Annotated in this window: 9 protein-coding genes and 3 rRNA genes; 8 read left to right on the forward strand and 4 right to left on the reverse strand. The window is 65.7% G+C overall.

Annotated features, from left to right (window positions below; genetic code table 11):
- Positions 1-84: 84 nt before the first annotated feature.
- Complete coding sequence (locus ET445_RS08410) at positions 85-906, reverse strand: aldo/keto reductase (protein WP_129190538.1); 822 nt, start codon at positions 904-906, stop codon at positions 85-87.
- A gap of 14 nt (positions 907-920) precedes the next feature.
- Positions 921-2,129 (reverse strand): MFS transporter, encoded by a 1,209-nt coding sequence (locus ET445_RS08415; protein WP_129190540.1) that lies wholly within the window; start codon positions 2,127-2,129, stop codon positions 921-923.
- 111 nt (positions 2,130-2,240) lie between these two features.
- On the opposite strand from ET445_RS08415, the gene ET445_RS08420 reads away from it, so the two are divergent.
- On the forward strand, positions 2,241-2,591 hold the full coding sequence (locus ET445_RS08420) for an ArsR/SmtB family transcription factor (RefSeq protein WP_129190542.1): 351 nt from the start codon (positions 2,241-2,243) through the stop codon (positions 2,589-2,591).
- Positions 2,588-3,118, forward strand: coding sequence for an SRPBCC domain-containing protein (locus ET445_RS08425; protein ID WP_129190544.1), 531 nt, complete (start codon positions 2,588-2,590; stop codon positions 3,116-3,118). The genes ET445_RS08420 and ET445_RS08425 overlap by 4 nt, the downstream gene beginning before the upstream one ends.
- 16 nt (positions 3,119-3,134) lie before the next feature.
- Here the strand turns inward: ET445_RS08425 and hrpA are convergent, their stop codons facing one another.
- A complete protein-coding gene (gene hrpA, locus ET445_RS08430; protein ID WP_129190546.1) occupies positions 3,135-7,151 on the reverse strand; it encodes an ATP-dependent RNA helicase HrpA in 4,017 nt (1,338 codons plus the stop codon).
- Positions 7,152-7,232: 81 nt separating this feature from the next.
- On the opposite strand from hrpA, the gene ET445_RS08435 reads away from it, so the two are divergent.
- From ET445_RS08435 to pnuC, 6 genes are all read left to right on the forward strand, one after another.
- Positions 7,233-8,069: an aldo/keto reductase gene (locus ET445_RS08435; protein WP_129190549.1), complete on the forward strand. Its 837-nt coding sequence runs from the start codon at positions 7,233-7,235 to the stop codon at positions 8,067-8,069.
- Between the two features lie 658 nt (positions 8,070-8,727).
- Positions 8,728-10,254, forward strand: a 16S ribosomal RNA gene (locus tag ET445_RS08440).
- 463 nt (positions 10,255-10,717) lie between these two features.
- Positions 10,718-13,825: ribosomal RNA gene (locus tag ET445_RS08445) — 23S ribosomal RNA — on the forward strand.
- Between the two features lie 193 nt (positions 13,826-14,018).
- Positions 14,019-14,135, forward strand: a 5S ribosomal RNA gene (gene rrf / locus ET445_RS08450).
- Together the 16S, 23S and 5S rRNA genes form the textbook arrangement of a ribosomal RNA operon.
- A gap of 72 nt (positions 14,136-14,207) precedes the next feature.
- Complete coding sequence (locus ET445_RS08455) at positions 14,208-16,124, forward strand: thioredoxin domain-containing protein (RefSeq protein ID WP_129190551.1); 1,917 nt, start codon at positions 14,208-14,210, stop codon at positions 16,122-16,124.
- A complete protein-coding gene (pnuC, locus tag ET445_RS08460; protein WP_129190553.1) occupies positions 16,121-16,801 on the forward strand; it encodes a nicotinamide riboside transporter PnuC in 681 nt (226 codons plus the stop codon). The genes ET445_RS08455 and pnuC overlap by 4 nt, the downstream gene beginning before the upstream one ends.
- Before the next feature lie 3 nt (positions 16,802-16,804).
- On the opposite strand, the gene ET445_RS08465 is transcribed toward pnuC, so the two are convergent.
- A complete protein-coding gene (locus ET445_RS08465) occupies positions 16,805-17,137 on the reverse strand; it encodes a hypothetical protein (protein WP_129190555.1) in 333 nt (110 codons plus the stop codon).
- Between the last annotated feature and the right edge of the window lie 132 nt (positions 17,138-17,269).

Raw genomic sequence — 17,269 nt, forward strand, 5'->3', positions numbered from 1 at the left:
ATTGCAGCTCGCTGAGAGTCGCCGAACGGCCCCAACGAACCGCGCGAGCCACGCGTTCGGACTCGCGTGTGGGCGCCGACCGCCTCAGTCGAAGTCGGGGTCGCGCCCCGTGCGCTCGCCCGTCTCGAGGGCCGCGATCGCGGCGAGGTCGTCGGCGTCGAGCGCGAACCCGAACACGTCGAGGTTCTCCTCGATGCGTGCCCGCGACGACGCCTTCGGGATCACGACGTTGCCGAGCTGGATGTGCCAGCGCAGCACGATCTGCGCGGGCGTCCGCTCGTGCTTCGCGGCGAGGCGGTCGAGCGTCGCGTCGCCGAGCACACGGCCGCGCGCGAGCGGCGACCAGGCTTCGATCCGGATGTCCCGTGCCGCACCGTACTCGCGCAGCTCGCGCTGCGGCAGCCACGGGTGGAGCTCGACCTGGTCGACGACTGGCGCGACGCCCGTCTCGGCGATGAGCCGGTCGATGTGGTGCGGGTGGAAGTTCGAGACGCCGATCGACCGTGCCCGCCCTTCTTGTTGCGCCCGGATGAGGGCCCGCCACGTGTCGACGTAGAGGTCGGTCGAGGGCACCGGCCAGTGGATGAGGTAGAGGTCGACGACGTCGAGCCCGAGCTTCGACATCGACCGGTCGAACGCGCGGAGCGCCGAGTCGTACCCGTTGTCGTCCTTCCACACCTTGCTCGTGATGAAGAGCTCGTCGCGCGGCACGGGCGCGTCGCGCACGGCCTCGCCGACCTCGCGCTCGTTCTCGTAGAACGCGGCCGTGTCGAGGTGGCGGTAGCCCGCGTCGATGGCGTCGAGCGAGAGTCGGCGAGCGTCTTCGGCGGGCACCTTGTAGAGGCCGTAGCCGAGTTGCGGGATGGCGTTGCCGTCGGAGAGGGAGAGGAGGGGCGCGGGGTGCATGGGGACTCCTGAAGTCAGCTCGGCGTGACGGCGACGGGTTCGGTGTCGGGGATGGGGCTCGCGTCACGCCCGCGGAGGTCGGGATGCCACGGCTTGCCGATCGCGGCGGCGGCGACGCCGAGCGCCGCGAGCACGCCCGCAGCCCAGAACGCCCCGACCGCGCCGTTGCCGTCGATGAGGAATCCGGCGAGGGCCGATCCGAGGGCTGCTCCGATGAGCTGCCCGGTGCCGACCCACCCGTACGCCTCGGCCGTGTCCGAGAACTTGACGCTCGCCGACACGATCGCGAACAGCACTGCGAGCGCGGGCGCGATGCCGATGCCCGCGATGAAGAGCGTGACGGCGAGCCACCAGAAGTCCATCGCGAACGCGGCGAGCGCCGTGCCGAAGAACACGATGAACATGCGCCGCGCGGTCGACCACGGCCCGATGGGCGTGTGCCCGAGGAAGAGGCCGCCCGCGAGGCTCCCGACCGAGAAGATCGCGAGCACGATGCCGGCCTGCGGGCCGCCGTGCCCGAAGACGGCGACGACGCCGGCCTCGATCGCGGCGCACGCGCCGATGAGGAGGAATCCCACGACGGTCGCGAGCAGCACGGCGGGTCGCGTGAGCACGACGCCGAACTTGCGCTTCGAGCGCGGGATGCGCACGCGCCCGAGCTCGGGGGAGGAGATGAACCAGGCCCCGCCCGCGACCATCATGACGGCGGCGAAGAGGATGCCCCACACGGTGCCGATCTGCGTCGAGATGAAGGTCGTGACGACGGGGCCGACGACCCAGATGATCTCCTGCGCCGACGCGTCGAGCGAGAACAGCGGGGTGAGCTGCCGCGAGTTCACCATCTTCGGGTAGATCGTGCGCACGGCGGGCTGCACGGGCGGGGTCGCGAGGCCCGCGACGAGGCCGAGCACGAGGTAGAGCGGGAGCACTGGCGGGATGAGCGCGATCGCGACGACGGCGCTCGCGCACACGCCGAGGGTCGTGATGAGCACGGGCCGCATGCCGAATCGGCCCATGAGCCGGCTCGTGAGCGGCCCGGCGATCGCCTGGCCGAGCGAGGTCGCGGCGAGCACGAGTCCCGCGATCCCGAACGACCCGGTCTGCCGTTCGACGTGCAGGAGGAACGCGAGCGAGAGCATGCCCGACGGGAATCGCGCGGTGAGCTGGGCCACGATGATGCGCGCGACTCCGGGCACCTTCAGCAGTTCCGAGTAGCTCCCCACTCGGCAAGCCTATCGAGCGCGACCTTTCTGCACGGTGAACGAGCGTGCACGCAAGGTCCTGCAGGCCCATAGTTCTCGACATATATAATCGCAAAGTTATAGGATGTCTCCGTGCACGCGTTCGACGTCCTCGGAGACCCCGTCCGCCGCCGCATCCTCGAGATCCTCGCGAGCGGCGAGGCTTCGGCGGGCGACGTCGTCGACATCGTCGGCGGCGAGTTCGGCATCACGCAGCCCGCCGTCTCGCGGCAACTCCGAATCCTCCGCGAGACGGGGTTCGCGACCGTCCGGCCCGACGGCGCCAGGCGCCTGTACGCGCTCGATCCCACGGGCGTCGACGAGGCATCCGACCTGCTCGACCGCTACCGCGCCCGGTGGACGGGCGCGCTCGCCGCCTTGCACACCGAAGTCGCCCGCGGCCGCCGCATGCGTCGCGGCGAGAACGACAGGAGCACCCCATGACCGTCTCGAGCACCATCACCCCGAGCGCCGACGGCGGCCTCGGCTTCCTCCTCGAACTCGACGAGGTCTACGCGACCGACCCCGCCGACCTGTGGCACGCGATCACGACGCCCGAGCGGCTCGCCCGATTCATGGCGACCTACCGCGGCGACCTCCGCCTCGGCGGGCGCTGGCAGGCGCTCACGGTCGACGGCGAGCTCTACTGCGACGGCGAGGTCACGGCGTGCGATGCGCCGCGCACCTTCACGACGACGTGGCAGGTCGTCGGCGAGCAGCCGACACTCCTGACGGTGACGCTCGAACCCTATGGCGCCGGCACGCGCCTCAGCCTCCGGCACGAGCACGTCACGCGACTCGACTACGGTCCCGGCTGGCACACCTACCTCGAAAGCCTCGCGTGGCATCTCGCCGATCCGGGCGCAGCCAAGGACCGCGAGCGGTTCGGCCGCCGGTTCGCCGAGCTCGAGCCCGGCTACGCCGCGCGCTTCGCGGCGGTCGGCGCAGGCCCCGAGACATCCGAAGCCTGACGCGCAGCGTCGCTCCTCAGCCCGCGAGTGCCTTGCGGATGCGCTGCACCGACACCGACTCGGCCGCGCGCAGCTCTTGCGCGAAGAGCGCGATGCGCAGCTCTTCGAGCATCCACCGCACGCGCACGAGGCGTTCGTCGGCGACCGGGTCCGTGCCCGCCGGCAGCGGGATGCGCCCGCCCTCGGCCTCGAAGACCTTCGCCGCGTCTTCGTACTCGGTCATGAACCGCCGGTCGCGGCCGGGATCGGCCTGCAGCTTCTTCACGCGCATCGTGATGCCCTCGAGGTAGCGCGGCAAGTGCCGGAGGCGTTCGAGGCCCGTCGCCGACACGAATCCCGCGGGCACAAGTGCCTCGAGTTGGGCGCGCGCATCGGCGAGCGGCGACATGAGCGTGAGGCTCGCGGCCTTCGAGATCGCCTGGTCGGCTTCGCGGGCGGCTTTCAAGATGCGGGCGACGAGCGCGACGGTGTCGAACATGCGGTCCATGACGGCCGCGCCGACGGCGTCGCGGACGGCGTCGAACTCCGCGCGCGTCCAGATGAGACCGTCGGGATGCCTCGCCCGCAGCTCTGCGTCGACGATCGCCGCGAGGCAGTCGTCGAGGAGCGCACGCGGGCCCGAGTAGGCACTCTGCGCGAGCCGCAGCTTCTCGTCGTTCGAGAGGTGCTCCTGCACGTAGGCGACGGGCGACGGCGTCGCGAGCACGAGCAGACGACGGATGCCTCGGCGCGACGCCCGATCGCGCTCCTCCGCCGTGGCGAGCAGCCTGAGCGACACCGACCCTGGCGTGCCGCCGTCGTCGACGAGCGCCGGGTACGCGCGGATGACGTTGCCGGCCTGCCGAGTGTCGACGTGCGCAGGCAGCCGGTCCCACTCCCACGTTGTGATCCCCGTCTTCTCCGCGAGTGCGGGACCGGCCGGCACGCTCGCGCTCGCCGCGGCGACATCGGTCGGGCCTGTCGTCGCAGTGGCGCTCCCACGGCGCGCACTCGAGGCATCCGCCCCGCCGAACGTGCGCGCGACCGCCTGCCCCGCGCGCTCGGCGAGCCGCGCCTGCAGCGCCGCGAGGCTCTTGTCGCTGCCGACCGCGCGCCCGCGCTCGTCGACCGCGCGGAACGTGACGCGCAGGTGCGGCGGCACGCGCTCGAGGTCGAAGTCGCTCGGGTCGACGGGCGCGAAGGTGAGCTTTCGGATGGTCCGCCCGACGACGGCCGCGAACGGGTCGCGCGTCGCGCCCGACTCGGGCCCGGCGGGCAGTTCGTCGGAGATCTTCGCGGCCCAGTCGGCGGCGGGCACGACCTGGCGGCGCAGCACCTTCGGCAGCGTCCGCAGCATCGCGGTCACGAGTTCGTCGCGGAGTCCCGGCACCTGCCAGTCGAAGCCCGTGGCGTCGAGCCGGGGCAGCAGCACGAGTGGAACGATGACGGTCACGCCGTCGTCGTCGGTACCGGGCTCGAACCGGTAGGCGAGCTTGAGCGTCTGATCGCCCTGCTTCCAGCGGTCGGGGAAGCCGTCACCGCGGCCGTCGCCGTCATCGTCGACGAGGTCGGCGCGCACCATAGTGAGCAGGTCGGGCGCCTCGCGGAACGCCCCGCGCCACCAGCGCTCGAACGCGCGCGAATCGGTCGCTGCGGCATCCACGCGCGCGTCGTAGAACGCGAAGACGGCTTCGTCGCCAGACAGGATGTCACGCCGACGCGTGCGCTCCTCGAGCTCGCCGAGCGACCGGCGGAGTTCGCGGTTCTTCCGCACGAATCCGTAGACGCGCTTGTCGAGGCGACCCCAGTCCCAGTCCTCTTCGACGAGCGCGTGCCGCACGAAGAACTCACGCGCGAGCGCGCGGTCGATGCGCGCGAGCTGGATGCGCCGCTTCGGCACGATCGGCACGCCGAACAGGGTGACCTTCTCGTCGGCGACGGCCGCGCCCTGCCGGCGCTCCCACCGCGGCTCCGACCACGTGCGCTTCGCGAGCGATCCGGCGAGCGGCTCGGCCCACGCGGGGTCGATCGCCGCATTCATGCGCGCGAACAGCCGGCTCGTCTCGACGAGTTCGGCGCTCATGATCGCCTGCGGCGGCTTCTTCGCGAGCGCCGATCCGGGGAACACGACGAATCGCGTGCCGCGCGCGCCGAGGAACTCGGCGGCCTGGCGGCGGCCCTTGCGCTCGGCCTCGCGCGCGTTGCCTGCCCCACCGCGCCCCGAGCCGGTCTTCGCGTCGTCGCGCAGGCCGATGTGCGACAACAGCCCGGCGAGCAGCGCGCGGTGGATGCCGTCGGGGTTCGGCGCGCCGGGCTCTTTGGCGACGTGGAGCCCGAGCGGCTTCGCGAGCCGCACGAGCTGGCGGTAGAGGTCTTGCCACTCCCGGACGCGCAAGTAGTTGAGGTACTCGCTCTTGCAGAGCCGTCGGAACGCGCTCCCCGACAGCTCGCGCTGCTGGGCCTCGAGGTGGTTCCAGAGGTTCAGAAGGGTCAGGAAGTCGCTGGTCGGGTCGGTGAAGCGCGCATGCGAGGCATCCGCCTGCTCGCGCCGTTCGAGGGGACGCTCACGCGGGTCTTGCACCGTGAGCCCCGCGACGATCGCGAGCACGTCGCGGCTCACGCCCTGTGCCTTCGACTCGAGCACCATACGCGCGAAGCGCGGCTCGATCGGCAGCCGCGAGAGCTGTCGCCCCACCTGCGTGAGTCGCGGCCCGCGGCCGTCGTCGTCGGATGCCTCGAGCGCGCCGAGTTCGCGCAGCAGGTCGAGTCCGTCGCGGATGCCGCGCGAATCGGGCGGTGTCAAGAAGGGGAACTCCTCGATCTGCCCGAGCCCGAGCGACGCCATCTGCAGGATGACGGCCGCGAGGTTCGTGCGCAGGATCTCGGGGTCGGTGAACTCTGGCCGGCGCTCGAAGTCCTCTTCGGAGTAGAGGCGGATCGCGATGCCGTCGCTCGTGCGACCAGAGCGCCCCGAGCGCTGGTTCGCCGACGCCTGCGAGATCGCCTCGATGGGCAGCCGCTGCACCTTCGAACGCACCGAGTAGCGGCTGATGCGTGCTGTGCCCGCGTCGACGACGTACCGGATGCCGGGCACCGTGAGGCTCGTCTCGGCGACGTTCGTCGCGAGCACGATGCGCCGCTTGAGGCCGGCGACCTTCGACGGCTCGAACACTTTGTGCTGGTCGGCTGCCGAAAGCCGGCCGTACAGCGGCAGCACCTCGGTGATGCCCGCCGCACCGCGCTTCGTCGTATGCGCGCGCACCGCCTGCTCGGCGTCGCGGATCTCGCCCTCGCCCGAGAGGAAGACGAGGACGTCGCCGGATGACTCGCGCTCGAGTTCGTCGAGCGCGGCGAGGATGCCCCGCTGCACGTCCTTGTCGTCGGCCGCGGCGTCGTCGTCGTCGCTGTCTTCGCCTGCGCCGCCCGAGCCTGCGCCGTTCTCGGCGACGAGGGGCCGGTACCGCACCTCGACGGGGTAGGTGCGACCGGAGACCTCGATGACGGGAGCTGGCTCCCCGGAGGCATCCGCGAAATGCTTGGCGAAGCTCTCGGGGTCGATCGTCGCGCTCGTGACGACGACTTTGAGATCTGGGCGTCGGGGGAGGAGGCGCTTCAGGTACCCGAGCAGGAAGTCGATGTTGAGGCTGCGCTCGTGTGCCTCGTCGATGATGATCGTGTCGTACTTGCGCAACTCGCGGTCGCGGTGGATCTCGTTCAGCAGGATGCCGTCGGTCATGACCTTGATCTGCGTCTTGTCGCTCACCTGGTCGGTGAAGCGCACCTGGTAGCCGACGAGATCGCCGAGTTCGACGTGCAGCTCTTCCGAGATGCGCTCGGCGATCGTGCGCGCCGCGATGCGCCGGGGCTGCGTGTGCGCGATCGACGTGCGCCCGAGTTCGAGGCAGATCTTGGGCAACTGCGTCGTCTTGCCCGATCCGGTCGCGCCCGCGACGATGACGACCTGGTGGTCGCGCAGGGCGCGCGCGATCTCGTCCCGCTGCGCGGAGACCGGCAGTTCGGGCGGGTAGGTGATCACGGGGACCGTCGGAGACATAGCCCTCTATCGTATGACGGCGCGCGTCCGCGCACGGCGAACGGGCTATCGGATGCCTCGGGGTGGTGCTGGGATGGACGCATGACGGATTCTCCGGTGCCCCGCATCCAATTGAACGACGGACACTCGATCCCCCAGCTCGGGTTCGGAGTCTTCAAGGTCGACCCGAAGGAGACCGAGCGGATCGTGACCGACGCGCTCGAGGTCGGCTACCGCCACATCGACACGGCGCGCATCTACGGCAACGAGGCTGGAGTCGGGAAGGCGCTCGCCGACTCGGGAGTCCGGCGCGAAGAGCTCTTCGTCACGACGAAGCTCTGGAACGACGATCAGGGCACCGACTCGGTGTTCGACGCGTTCGAACGCAGTCTCGATCGGCTCGGGCTCGACTACCTCGACCTCTACCTGATCCACTGGCCGGCACCCGCGCAAGACCGGTACGTCGAGACATGGCGCGCGTTCGAGCAGCTCCGCGACAGCGGGCGCGTGCGCTCGATCGGCGTCTCGAACTTCCTCGCCCACCACTTGCAGCGCGTGATCGACGAGACCGATGTCGTGCCTGCCGTCGACCAGATCGAGTTGCACCCCGCCCACCAGCAGCCTGCGACCGCGGCCTTCGCTGCAGAGCACGGCATCCGCATCGAGGCGTGGGGGCCGCTCGGGCAGGGCAAGTACCCGCTCTTCGACTTGCCCGAGATCGCGGCACCGGCTGCCGCGCACGACAAGACCCCGGCGCAGGTCGTCATCCGCTGGCACCTCCAGCGCGGGCACATCGTCTTCCCGAAGTCCAACCGCCGCGAGCGCATGGCCGAGAACTTCGACGTCTTCGACTTCACGCTCGACGAGGCGGAGATGCAGGCGATCACCGATCTCGAGCGCGAGGGTCGCGTGAGCACCCACCCCGATTCGTTCGATTGAGCGACTGCGGTCACCCGGCGTTGCCGTGGTCGGATGCCTCGGGGTGCGCGCCGAGCGACCGACGCCGCCCCCGGGCGTGTCAGGTGCGAATCGGCCGCTGACCTGGGCGTCCGCGTGCCGGCCGAGGCCGCGCGCGCCGCGCGACACGCCGAGGCTGCACGCTCGATTTGGCGAAGCGGGGGAGTGCTGCGTAAGTTATTCCATGTAGCCGCGGCGGGCCGGAAGAAAGCGAGAAGCTGAACCGGGCCGAACGGTGAAAGTCTTAGCCAAATAACCTCGAAGGCGCATTTGCGACTCGGTGATTTCAAGCCTAAGATGAATACCCCACCTCCTCCAGTCGAGAGTCGATGATTCGCTTCTCGGAATAACTGCGAGTCGGCTTTGAAGTCGGAACTTCGGTTCCCGACATCGGCCCTGAGGTGGTATGGTAGACAGGTTGCCCTGGGGCAGGTCGAGAGATTGAAACCCCGGTGCGTCCGTTTCTTGAGAACTCAACAGCGTGCACTATGTTCAATGCCAATTTTTTGAACCCCGACCCGGTTTTGCCGGGTGGGATTCCTTTGATTGATGGACAATTTTGATTCTTTGGAGTCAGTTGTTTTTTCTGTCAGAGATCAAACTCCTCGGCCGGCTTTTTTGGGTTGGTTGGGAATCTTTTTTTTTGGAGAGTTTGATCCTGGCTCAGGACGAACGCTGGCGGCGTGCTTAACACATGCAAGTCGAACGATGAACTGGGAGCTTGCTCCTGGGGATTAGTGGCGAACGGGTGAGTAACACGTGAGTAACCTGCCCTGGACTCTGGGATAACCCCGAGAAATCGGAGCTAATACCGGATAGGACCTTGGATCGCATGATTCTTGGTGGAAAGTTTTTCGGTTTGGGATGGACTCGCGGCCTATCAGCTTGTTGGTGAGGTAATGGCTCACCAAGGCGTCGACGGGTAGCCGGCCTGAGAGGGTGACCGGCCACACTGGGACTGAGACACGGCCCAGACTCCTACGGGAGGCAGCAGTGGGGAATATTGCACAATGGGCGAAAGCCTGATGCAGCAACGCCGCGTGCGGGATGACGGCCTTCGGGTTGTAAACCGCTTTTAGTAAGGAAGAAGCCCTTTGGGGTGACGGTACTTGCAGAAAAAGGACCGGCTAACTACGTGCCAGCAGCCGCGGTAATACGTAGGGTCCGAGCGTTGTCCGGAATTATTGGGCGTAAAGAGCTCGTAGGCGGTTTGTCGCGTCTGCTGTGAAATCTAGAGGCTCAACCTCTAGCCTGCAGTGGGTACGGGCAGACTTGAGTGGTGTAGGGGAGACTGGAATTCCTGGTGTAGCGGTGGAATGCGCAGATATCAGGAGGAACACCGATGGCGAAGGCAGGTCTCTGGGCACTTACTGACGCTGAGGAGCGAAAGCGTGGGGAGCGAACAGGATTAGATACCCTGGTAGTCCACGCCGTAAACGTTGGGCGCTAGATGTGGGGACCTTTCCACGGTTTCCGTGTCGTAGCTAACGCATTAAGCGCCCCGCCTGGGGAGTACGGCCGCAAGGCTAAAACTCAAAGGAATTGACGGGGGCCCGCACAAGCGGCGGAGCATGCGGATTAATTCGATGCAACGCGAAGAACCTTACCAAGGCTTGACATGACCGAGAACGGGCCAGAAATGGTCAACTCTTTGGACACTCGGTTACAGGTGGTGCATGGTTGTCGTCAGCTCGTGTCGTGAGATGTTGGGTTAAGTCCCGCAACGAGCGCAACCCTCGTCGCATGTTGCCAGCACGTTATGGTGGGGACTCATGTGAGACTGCCGGGGTCAACTCGGAGGAAGGTGGGGATGACGTCAAATCATCATGCCCCTTATGTCTTGGGCTTCACGCATGCTACAATGGCCGGTACAAAGGGCTGCGATGTCGTAAGGCGGAGCGAATCCCAAAAAGCCGGTCTCAGTTCGGATTGAGGTCTGCAACTCGACCTCATGAAGTCGGAGTCGCTAGTAATCGCAGATCAGCAACGCTGCGGTGAATACGTTCCCGGGCCTTGTACACACCGCCCGTCAAGTCATGAAAGTCGGTAACACCCGAAGCCGGTGGCCTAACCCTTGTGGAGGGAGCCGTCGAAGGTGGGATCGGTGATTAGGACTAAGTCGTAACAAGGTAGCCGTACCGGAAGGTGCGGCTGGATCACCTCCTTTCTAAGGAGCACTGGACCAGGTTTGCTGGTTCCAGGAGTCCCAGATCGAAACCGTTCGTGTTTCGCTGGGTGCTCATGGGTGGAACATTGACATAGGCATCCAAGCCAAGGGTTTTCGTCTAGTACGCCGGTTCGCCGGTTGGAACGGTGGGGGCCGGCGGGTTGGGTGCGTGCACGCTGTTGGGTCCTGAGGGACCGGGCGCCGCCACCGGGTGGGGATGAAGATTCCTGCGGGTGGTGGGTTTGGACTTCGCAGGCCTTCACGAAAGCCGGCTTCATGCTGGTGGGGGTGGGGGTTCTGGCCGTCTGTTGAGAACTACATAGTGGACGCGAGCATCTTAGATTGATGTTCCTTCGGGGACATCGATCACAAGATTTGTAGGACGCGACTCTTCGGGGTTGTGTCCGACTTATCATTGGTCACCGCCGGCCCTTCGGGGTTGGTGGTTTCTGAACTCATGTGATTTCAAGTTTCTAAGAGCAAACGGTGGATGCCTTGGCATCTGGAGCCGAAGAAGGACGTCGTAATCTGCGATAAGCCTCGGGGAGTTGATAAACGAGCTGTGATCCGAGGATTTCCGAATGGGGAAACCCCGCCAGGCCCTTTGGGTGACCTGGTGACTCCCGCCTGAATGTATAGGGCGGGTAGAGGGAACGTGGGGAAGTGAAACATCTCAGTACCCACAGGAAGAGAAAACAACCGTGATTCCGTAAGTAGTGGCGAGCGAACGCGGATCAGGCCAAACCGGTCATGTGTGATACCCGGCAGGGGTTGCATGGTCGGGGTTGTGGGACCTTTCGGACTGTACTGCCGTGCAGTCACGGTGACGCGTATGCGATAGACGAACCGGATTGAAAGCCGGACCGGAGTGGGTGTGAGTCCCGTAGTCGAAATCGTGTGCGGCCCGGAGAGGGATCCCAAGTAGCACGGGGCCCGAGAAATCCCGTGTGAATCTGCCAGGACCACCTGGTAAGCCTAAATACTCCCAGATGACCGATAGCGGACAAGTACCGTGAGGGAAAGGTGAAAAGTACCCCGGGAGGGGAGTGAAATAGTACCTGAAACCGTTTGCTTACAAACCGTTGGAGCCAGTGTGATTCTGGTGACAGCGTGCCTTTTGAAGAATGAGCCTGCGAGTTAGTGATCTGTGGCGAGGTTAACCCGTGTGGGGGAGCCGTAGCGAAAGCGAGTCTGAATAGGGCGATTCAGTCGCAGGTCCTAGACCCGAAGCGAAGTGATCTATCCATGGCCAGGTTGAAGCGACGGTAAGACGTCGTGGAGGACCGAACCCACTTCAGTTGAAAATGGAGGGGATGAGCTGTGGATAGGGGTGAAAGGCCAATCAAACTTCGTGATAGCTGGTTCTCTCCGAAATGCATTTAGGTGCAGCGTTGCGTGTTTCTTGCCGGAGGTAGAGCTACTGGATGGCCGATGGGCCCCAACAGGTTACTGACGTCAGCCAAACTCCGAATGCCGGTAAGTGAGAGCGCAGCAGTGAGACGGTGGGGGATAAGCTTCATCGTCGAGAGGGAAACAACCCAGACCACCGACTAAGGTCCCTAAGCGCGTGCTAAGTGGGAAAGGATGTGGAGTTGCACAGACAACCAGGAGGTTGGCTTAGAAGCAGCCACCCTTGAAAGAGTGCGTAATAGCTCACTGGTCAAGTGATTCCGCGCCGACAATGTAACGGGGCTCAAGCACGCCACCGAAGTCGTGGCATTCGCACAATTCGATAGGCCTTCGTGGTCCAGTCGTGTGGATGGGTAGGAGAGCGTCGTGTGCCGGGTGAAGCGGCGGTGGAAACCAGCCGTGGACGGTACACGAGTGAGAATGCAGGCATGAGTAGCGAAAGACGGGTGAGAAACCCGTCCTCCGAAAGACCAAGGGTTCCAGGGTCAAGCTAATCTGCCCTGGGTAAGTCGGGACCTAAGGCGAGGCCGACAGGCGTAGTCGATGGACAACGGGTTGATATTCCCGTACCGGCGAAGAACCGCCCACACCAATCCAGTAATGCTAACCATCCGATACCACTCATAGTCTCCTTCGGGAGGCGCCGGGTGGTGGAGCGTGGGACCCGGTCTGGTGCGGTGAGCGTATTAACAGGTGTGACGCAGGAAGGTAGCCCAGCCCGGGCGATGGTTGTCCCGGGGCAAGCGTGTAGGCCGAGCGATAGGCAAATCCGTCGCTCATACAGGCTGAGACGTGACGCGGATGAAAAGTGGGTGATCCTATGCTGCCGAGAAAAGCATCGACGCGAGGTTCTAGCCGCCCGTACCCCAAACCGACTCAGGTGGTCAGGTAGAGAATACCGAGGAGATCGAGAGAATCGTGGTTAAGGAACTCGGCAAAATGCCCCCGTAACTTCGGGAGAAGGGGGGCCATCCACTTATACGGACGTGCTCCGGAAAGGGTGTGGTGGCCGCAGAGACCAGTGGGAAGCGACTGTTTACTAAAAACACAGGTCCGTGCCAAGTCGCAAGACGATGTATACGGACTGACGCCTGCCCGGTGCTGGAAGGTTAAGCGGAACGGTTAGCGACTTCGGTTGCGAAGCTGAGAAGTTAAGCCCCAGTAAACGGCGGTGGTAACTATAACCATCCTAAGGTAGCGAAATTCCTTGTCGGGTAAGTTCCGACCTGCACGAATGGCGTAACGACTTCCCAGCTGTCTCAACCGCGAACTCGGCGAAATTGCAGTACGAGTAAAGATGCTCGTTACGCGCAGAAGGACGGAAAGACCCCGTGACCTTTACTACAGCTTGGTATTGGTGTTCGGTGTGGCTTGTGTAGGATAGGTGGGAGACTTTGAAGCGGGCACGCTAGTGTTCGTGGAGTCGTTGTTGAAATACCACTCTGGTCACTCTGGATATCTAACTTCGAACCGTGATCCGGTTCAGGGACAGTGCCTGGTGGGTAGTTTAACTGGGGCGGTTGCCTCCCAAAAAGTAACGGAGGCGCCCAAAGGTTCCCTCAACCTGGTTGGCAATCAGGTGTCGAGTGTAAGTGCACAAGGGAGCTTGACTGTGAGACTGACAGGTCGAGCAGGGACGAAAGTCGGGACTAGTGATCCGGCAGTGGCTTGTGGAAGCGCTGTCGCTCAACGGATAAAAGGTACCTCGGGGATAACAGGCTGATCTTGCCCAAGAGTCCATATCGACGGCATGGTTTGGCACCTCGATGTCGGCTCGTCGCATCCTGGGGCTGGAGTAGGTCCCAAGGGTTGGGCTGTTCGCCCATTAAAGCGGTACGCGAGCTGGGTTTAGAACGTCGTGAGACAGTTCGGTCCCTATCCTCTGCGCGCGCAGGAAATTTGAGAGGATCTGACCCTAGTACGAGAGGACCGGGTTGGACGAACCTCTGGTGTGCCAGTTGTTCCGCCAGGAGCACCGCTGGTTAGCTACGTTCGGAATGGATAACCGCTGAAAGCATCTAAGCGGGAAGCCGGCCTCAAGATGAGATTTCCATCCCTTCGGGGTGAAGGCTCCCAGTAGACGACTGGGTTGATAGGCCAGATGTGGAAGCACCGCAAGGTGTGCAGCTGACTGGTACTAATACGCCGATAACTTGACAATCACTACACCCACACAGTTTTCGTAAGGCGTGTGTAGGTGGCCAAGATTTCTCGCGTCCACTCTGTGGTTCCCTTCAGACGGAAACACACATACAACTGCACAGCAGAAACCACACACCCCAAAACACAAGAACCGGGGGTGTGTGCACCGAGACCACCAACCCCCACCCTGTGGGACGTGTTGGTTCTAGAGTTTCGGCGGCCATAGCGCGAGGGAAACGCCCGGACACATTCCGAACCCGGAAGCTAAGACTCGCAGCGCCGATGGTACTGCAGGGGCGACCCTGTGGGAGAGTAGGACACCGCCGGACACACATTCCAGAAGAGCCGCCCAACCATTGGGCGGCTCTTCTTGGTTTAACGCGTTCACTAGGCTGGGGCGCATGCCGAACCGGCTCGCAGATGCCATCAGCCCGTACCTCCGCGGACACGCGGACAACCCCGTCGCGTGGCATCCGTGGGGCGAAGCCGCGTTCGCCGAGGCATCCGAGCGCGACGTGCCTGTCATCATCTCCATCGGATACGCGACGTGTCACTGGTGCCACGTCATGGCCCGTGAGAGCTTCAGCGATCCCGCAACCGCACAGCTCATGAACGACGGATTCGTCTCGATCAAGGTCGATCGTGAGGAGCATCCCGACGTCGACGCGACCTACCTCGCGGCAGCGAGCGCATTCACCCGTCAGCTCGGCTGGCCGCTGACCGTGTTCGCCGACCCGAGCGGTCGGGCGTTCTACGCAGGCACGTACTTTCCGCCGGAGGCGGTGCCGGGAGTGCCGGCCTTCCGCGAGGTGCTCGCCGCCGTGTCGGAGGCATGGCACGAGCGGCGGCACGAGCTCGAGCAGACCGCAGCGGCTGTCGGTGAAGCACTTGCGGCGGCAGCCGCGGGGGCGGGCGGAGGGCGTCTGCCCGATCGTGCACAGCTCGACACCGCGGCCTCGGCATTGGCGGCGGAAGAGGACCAGGTCTACGGCGGATTCGGCGGCGCCCCGAAGTTCCCGGTCGCGCCCGTGCTCGCGTTCCTCGCCGAATCCGGTGCGGAGGGCCGTGGGCTCGCGCGCCGCACACTGCTTCGGATGGGGAACTCCCCGCTGCGGGACAGCGTCGAAGGCGGATTCTTCCGGTACGCGACGCGGGCGAACTGGTCGGAGCCCCACTACGAACGGATGCTCTCGGACAACGCGCTCCTGCTCGACGTCGCCGCCGACCTGCTGCGCGACGGACGAGCGTCGAGTCCGACGGGTGAGTTCGACCTCACCGCGATCGCCGACGGGATCGTCAGGTTCCTGACGACGGTGATGCGGCAGCCGTCGGGCGGGTTCGCGAGCGCGCAGGACTCCGAGAGCGTCATCGAAGGCCGGCGCGATGAGGGCGGTTACTACCGGCGGGATGCCGCGGGGCGCGTCGCGCTCGCTCCTCCCGCGCTCGACGAGAAGATCCTCACGGGGTGGAACGGGCTCGCGATCGGCGCGCTTGCGCGGTACGGCGCGCTCGTCGCGGGCAGCGCGGTCGGCGAGGTCGCGTTGAAGGCCGCGCGGAGCGCAGGGGCGTTCGTGCTCGACCACCACGTCAGGGCGGACGGCTCGCTCGTGCGGGCTTCGCTCGACGGGCGCATCTCGGAGGCACGTGCAACGCTCGAGGACACGGGCATGCTCGCGGAAGGACTGCTCGCGCTTGCGGTCGCGACGGGCGAGGTGCGCTGGGCGGCTTCCGCACGGGATCTCGTCGATGCCGCACTCACGGCGGGAGCAGAGGCAACGCCGGCATCGGTCTTCGCGGCGCCCGGCGGTTCCGATCCCGTGCTCGCGGCCCGCGGCCTGTCGCTCCCAGCCGACCCGGCCGAAGGCGCGACCCCCTCGGGGCTCACGGCGACCGCACGCGCGGCGTGGCTGCTCTTCGCGCTCGGTGCGGGCGACCGGTACCTCGAAGCTGCGACGACCGCACTCGAGGAAGTCGCACCGCTCGCGGTGCAGCGGCCCATCGCGTTCGGCGGCTCCCTCCGGCTCATGTCGGAGCTCGCGTCGCCACTCGTGCAGGTCGTGACAGTAGTACCCGACGGCGACGGCGACGATGAGCCGAGCCCCGAGCGGGAGCTCGTCGACGTGACGCGGCGGCACGAGGCATCCGTCGCCGTCGTCGTCACCGACGCGCAAGCGCGCGCCTTCGCCGAAGCCGGCTTCGAACTCTTCGAAGGCCGCACCTCGCGCGACGGCGGTCCGCTCGCCTACCGGTGCGAAGCGTTCGTCTGCGCACTCCCCGTCGCCCGCCGCGCCGAACTCGAGGAACTCGCCCGCGCATGAACCCGCTCGAATGGCTCTTCAACGCGACGCTCGTGATCGGCGACCAGCAGATCCTGTGGCGCGAGATCATCGGCAACCTCTTCGGCCTCGCAAGCGCGCTCGGTGGCCTGCGGCGCAAGGTGTGGGCCTGGCCCGTCGGGATCATCGGCAACGCACTGCTCTTCACGGTGTTCCTCGGCGCCGTGTTCGGGACGCCGAACCCGGTCAACCTGCTCGGCCAGGCGGGCCGTCAACTTGTGTTCATCGCCGTCTCGATCTACGGCTGGGTGCAGTGGTCGCGCACGAAGAACGAGGAGCACGTCGCCGTGCAGCCCAAGTGGGCGAGCTGGAAGGCGCGCGTCGGCCTCGGGCTCGGCATGATCGGCGGCACGCTCATCCTCACTCCGATCTTCCGCGCGCTCGGATCGTTCGAACCCGTGTGGGCAGACGCCTGGATCTTCATGGGGTCGCTGCTCGCGACCTGGGGCATGGCGAAGGGCTGGACCGAGTTCTGGCTCATCTGGATCGCCGTCGACCTCGTCGGAGTGCCGCTCCTCGTGAGCGCCGGATACTACGCGTCGGCGCTGCTCTACGCGTTCTACGGCGTCTTCACCTTCGTCGGCTTCTTGACCTGGATGCGCGTGCAACGCAGAGCACGCGAAGCGGAGCTCAGCGCAGGGACCTCACCGGGCGGGTAGCGCTCACCAGGGCGAGACGACGCGGTCGAGCATCGACCAGACCGAATTCGAGAGCTCGGGGTGCGCGAGCGCGATGTCGCGCAGGATCTCGTACTCGAAGCGTTCGAGCTCGCCGGGGCGAGCCGTCGGGTGGTGCGCCCGCGCTCGCGCGACGCGCCACCGGTCTTCGTGAAGGCGCTCTTCGCGGAGGGTCGCGACGACCTGCTCGTCGACCGACGGCAAGTCGGGCAGGAACTCCCACGGGTCTTCGCCGAGCCGGCAGCGCAGCTCGATGAGCGCCGAAAGCTCGTCGCGGGCGTCTTGCCGCAGCCGTTCGAGCGTCGTCGCGTCTCGCATCGAGCCCCCCTCTCGCGTCAGTCGATGCTACCCAAGGTAAGCGCCTCGTGTGTCCAGCGGGTTACGCGCCGCGGCCCCCGGTGACGCTGAGATGACCAAACGTCGGTGGGGCGCGACTGTGCGTGCCGGGTT

This window comes from Agromyces protaetiae (genome assembly GCF_004135405.1).
GTDB classification, from domain to species: Bacteria; Actinomycetota; Actinomycetes; order Actinomycetales; family Microbacteriaceae; genus Agromyces; species Agromyces protaetiae.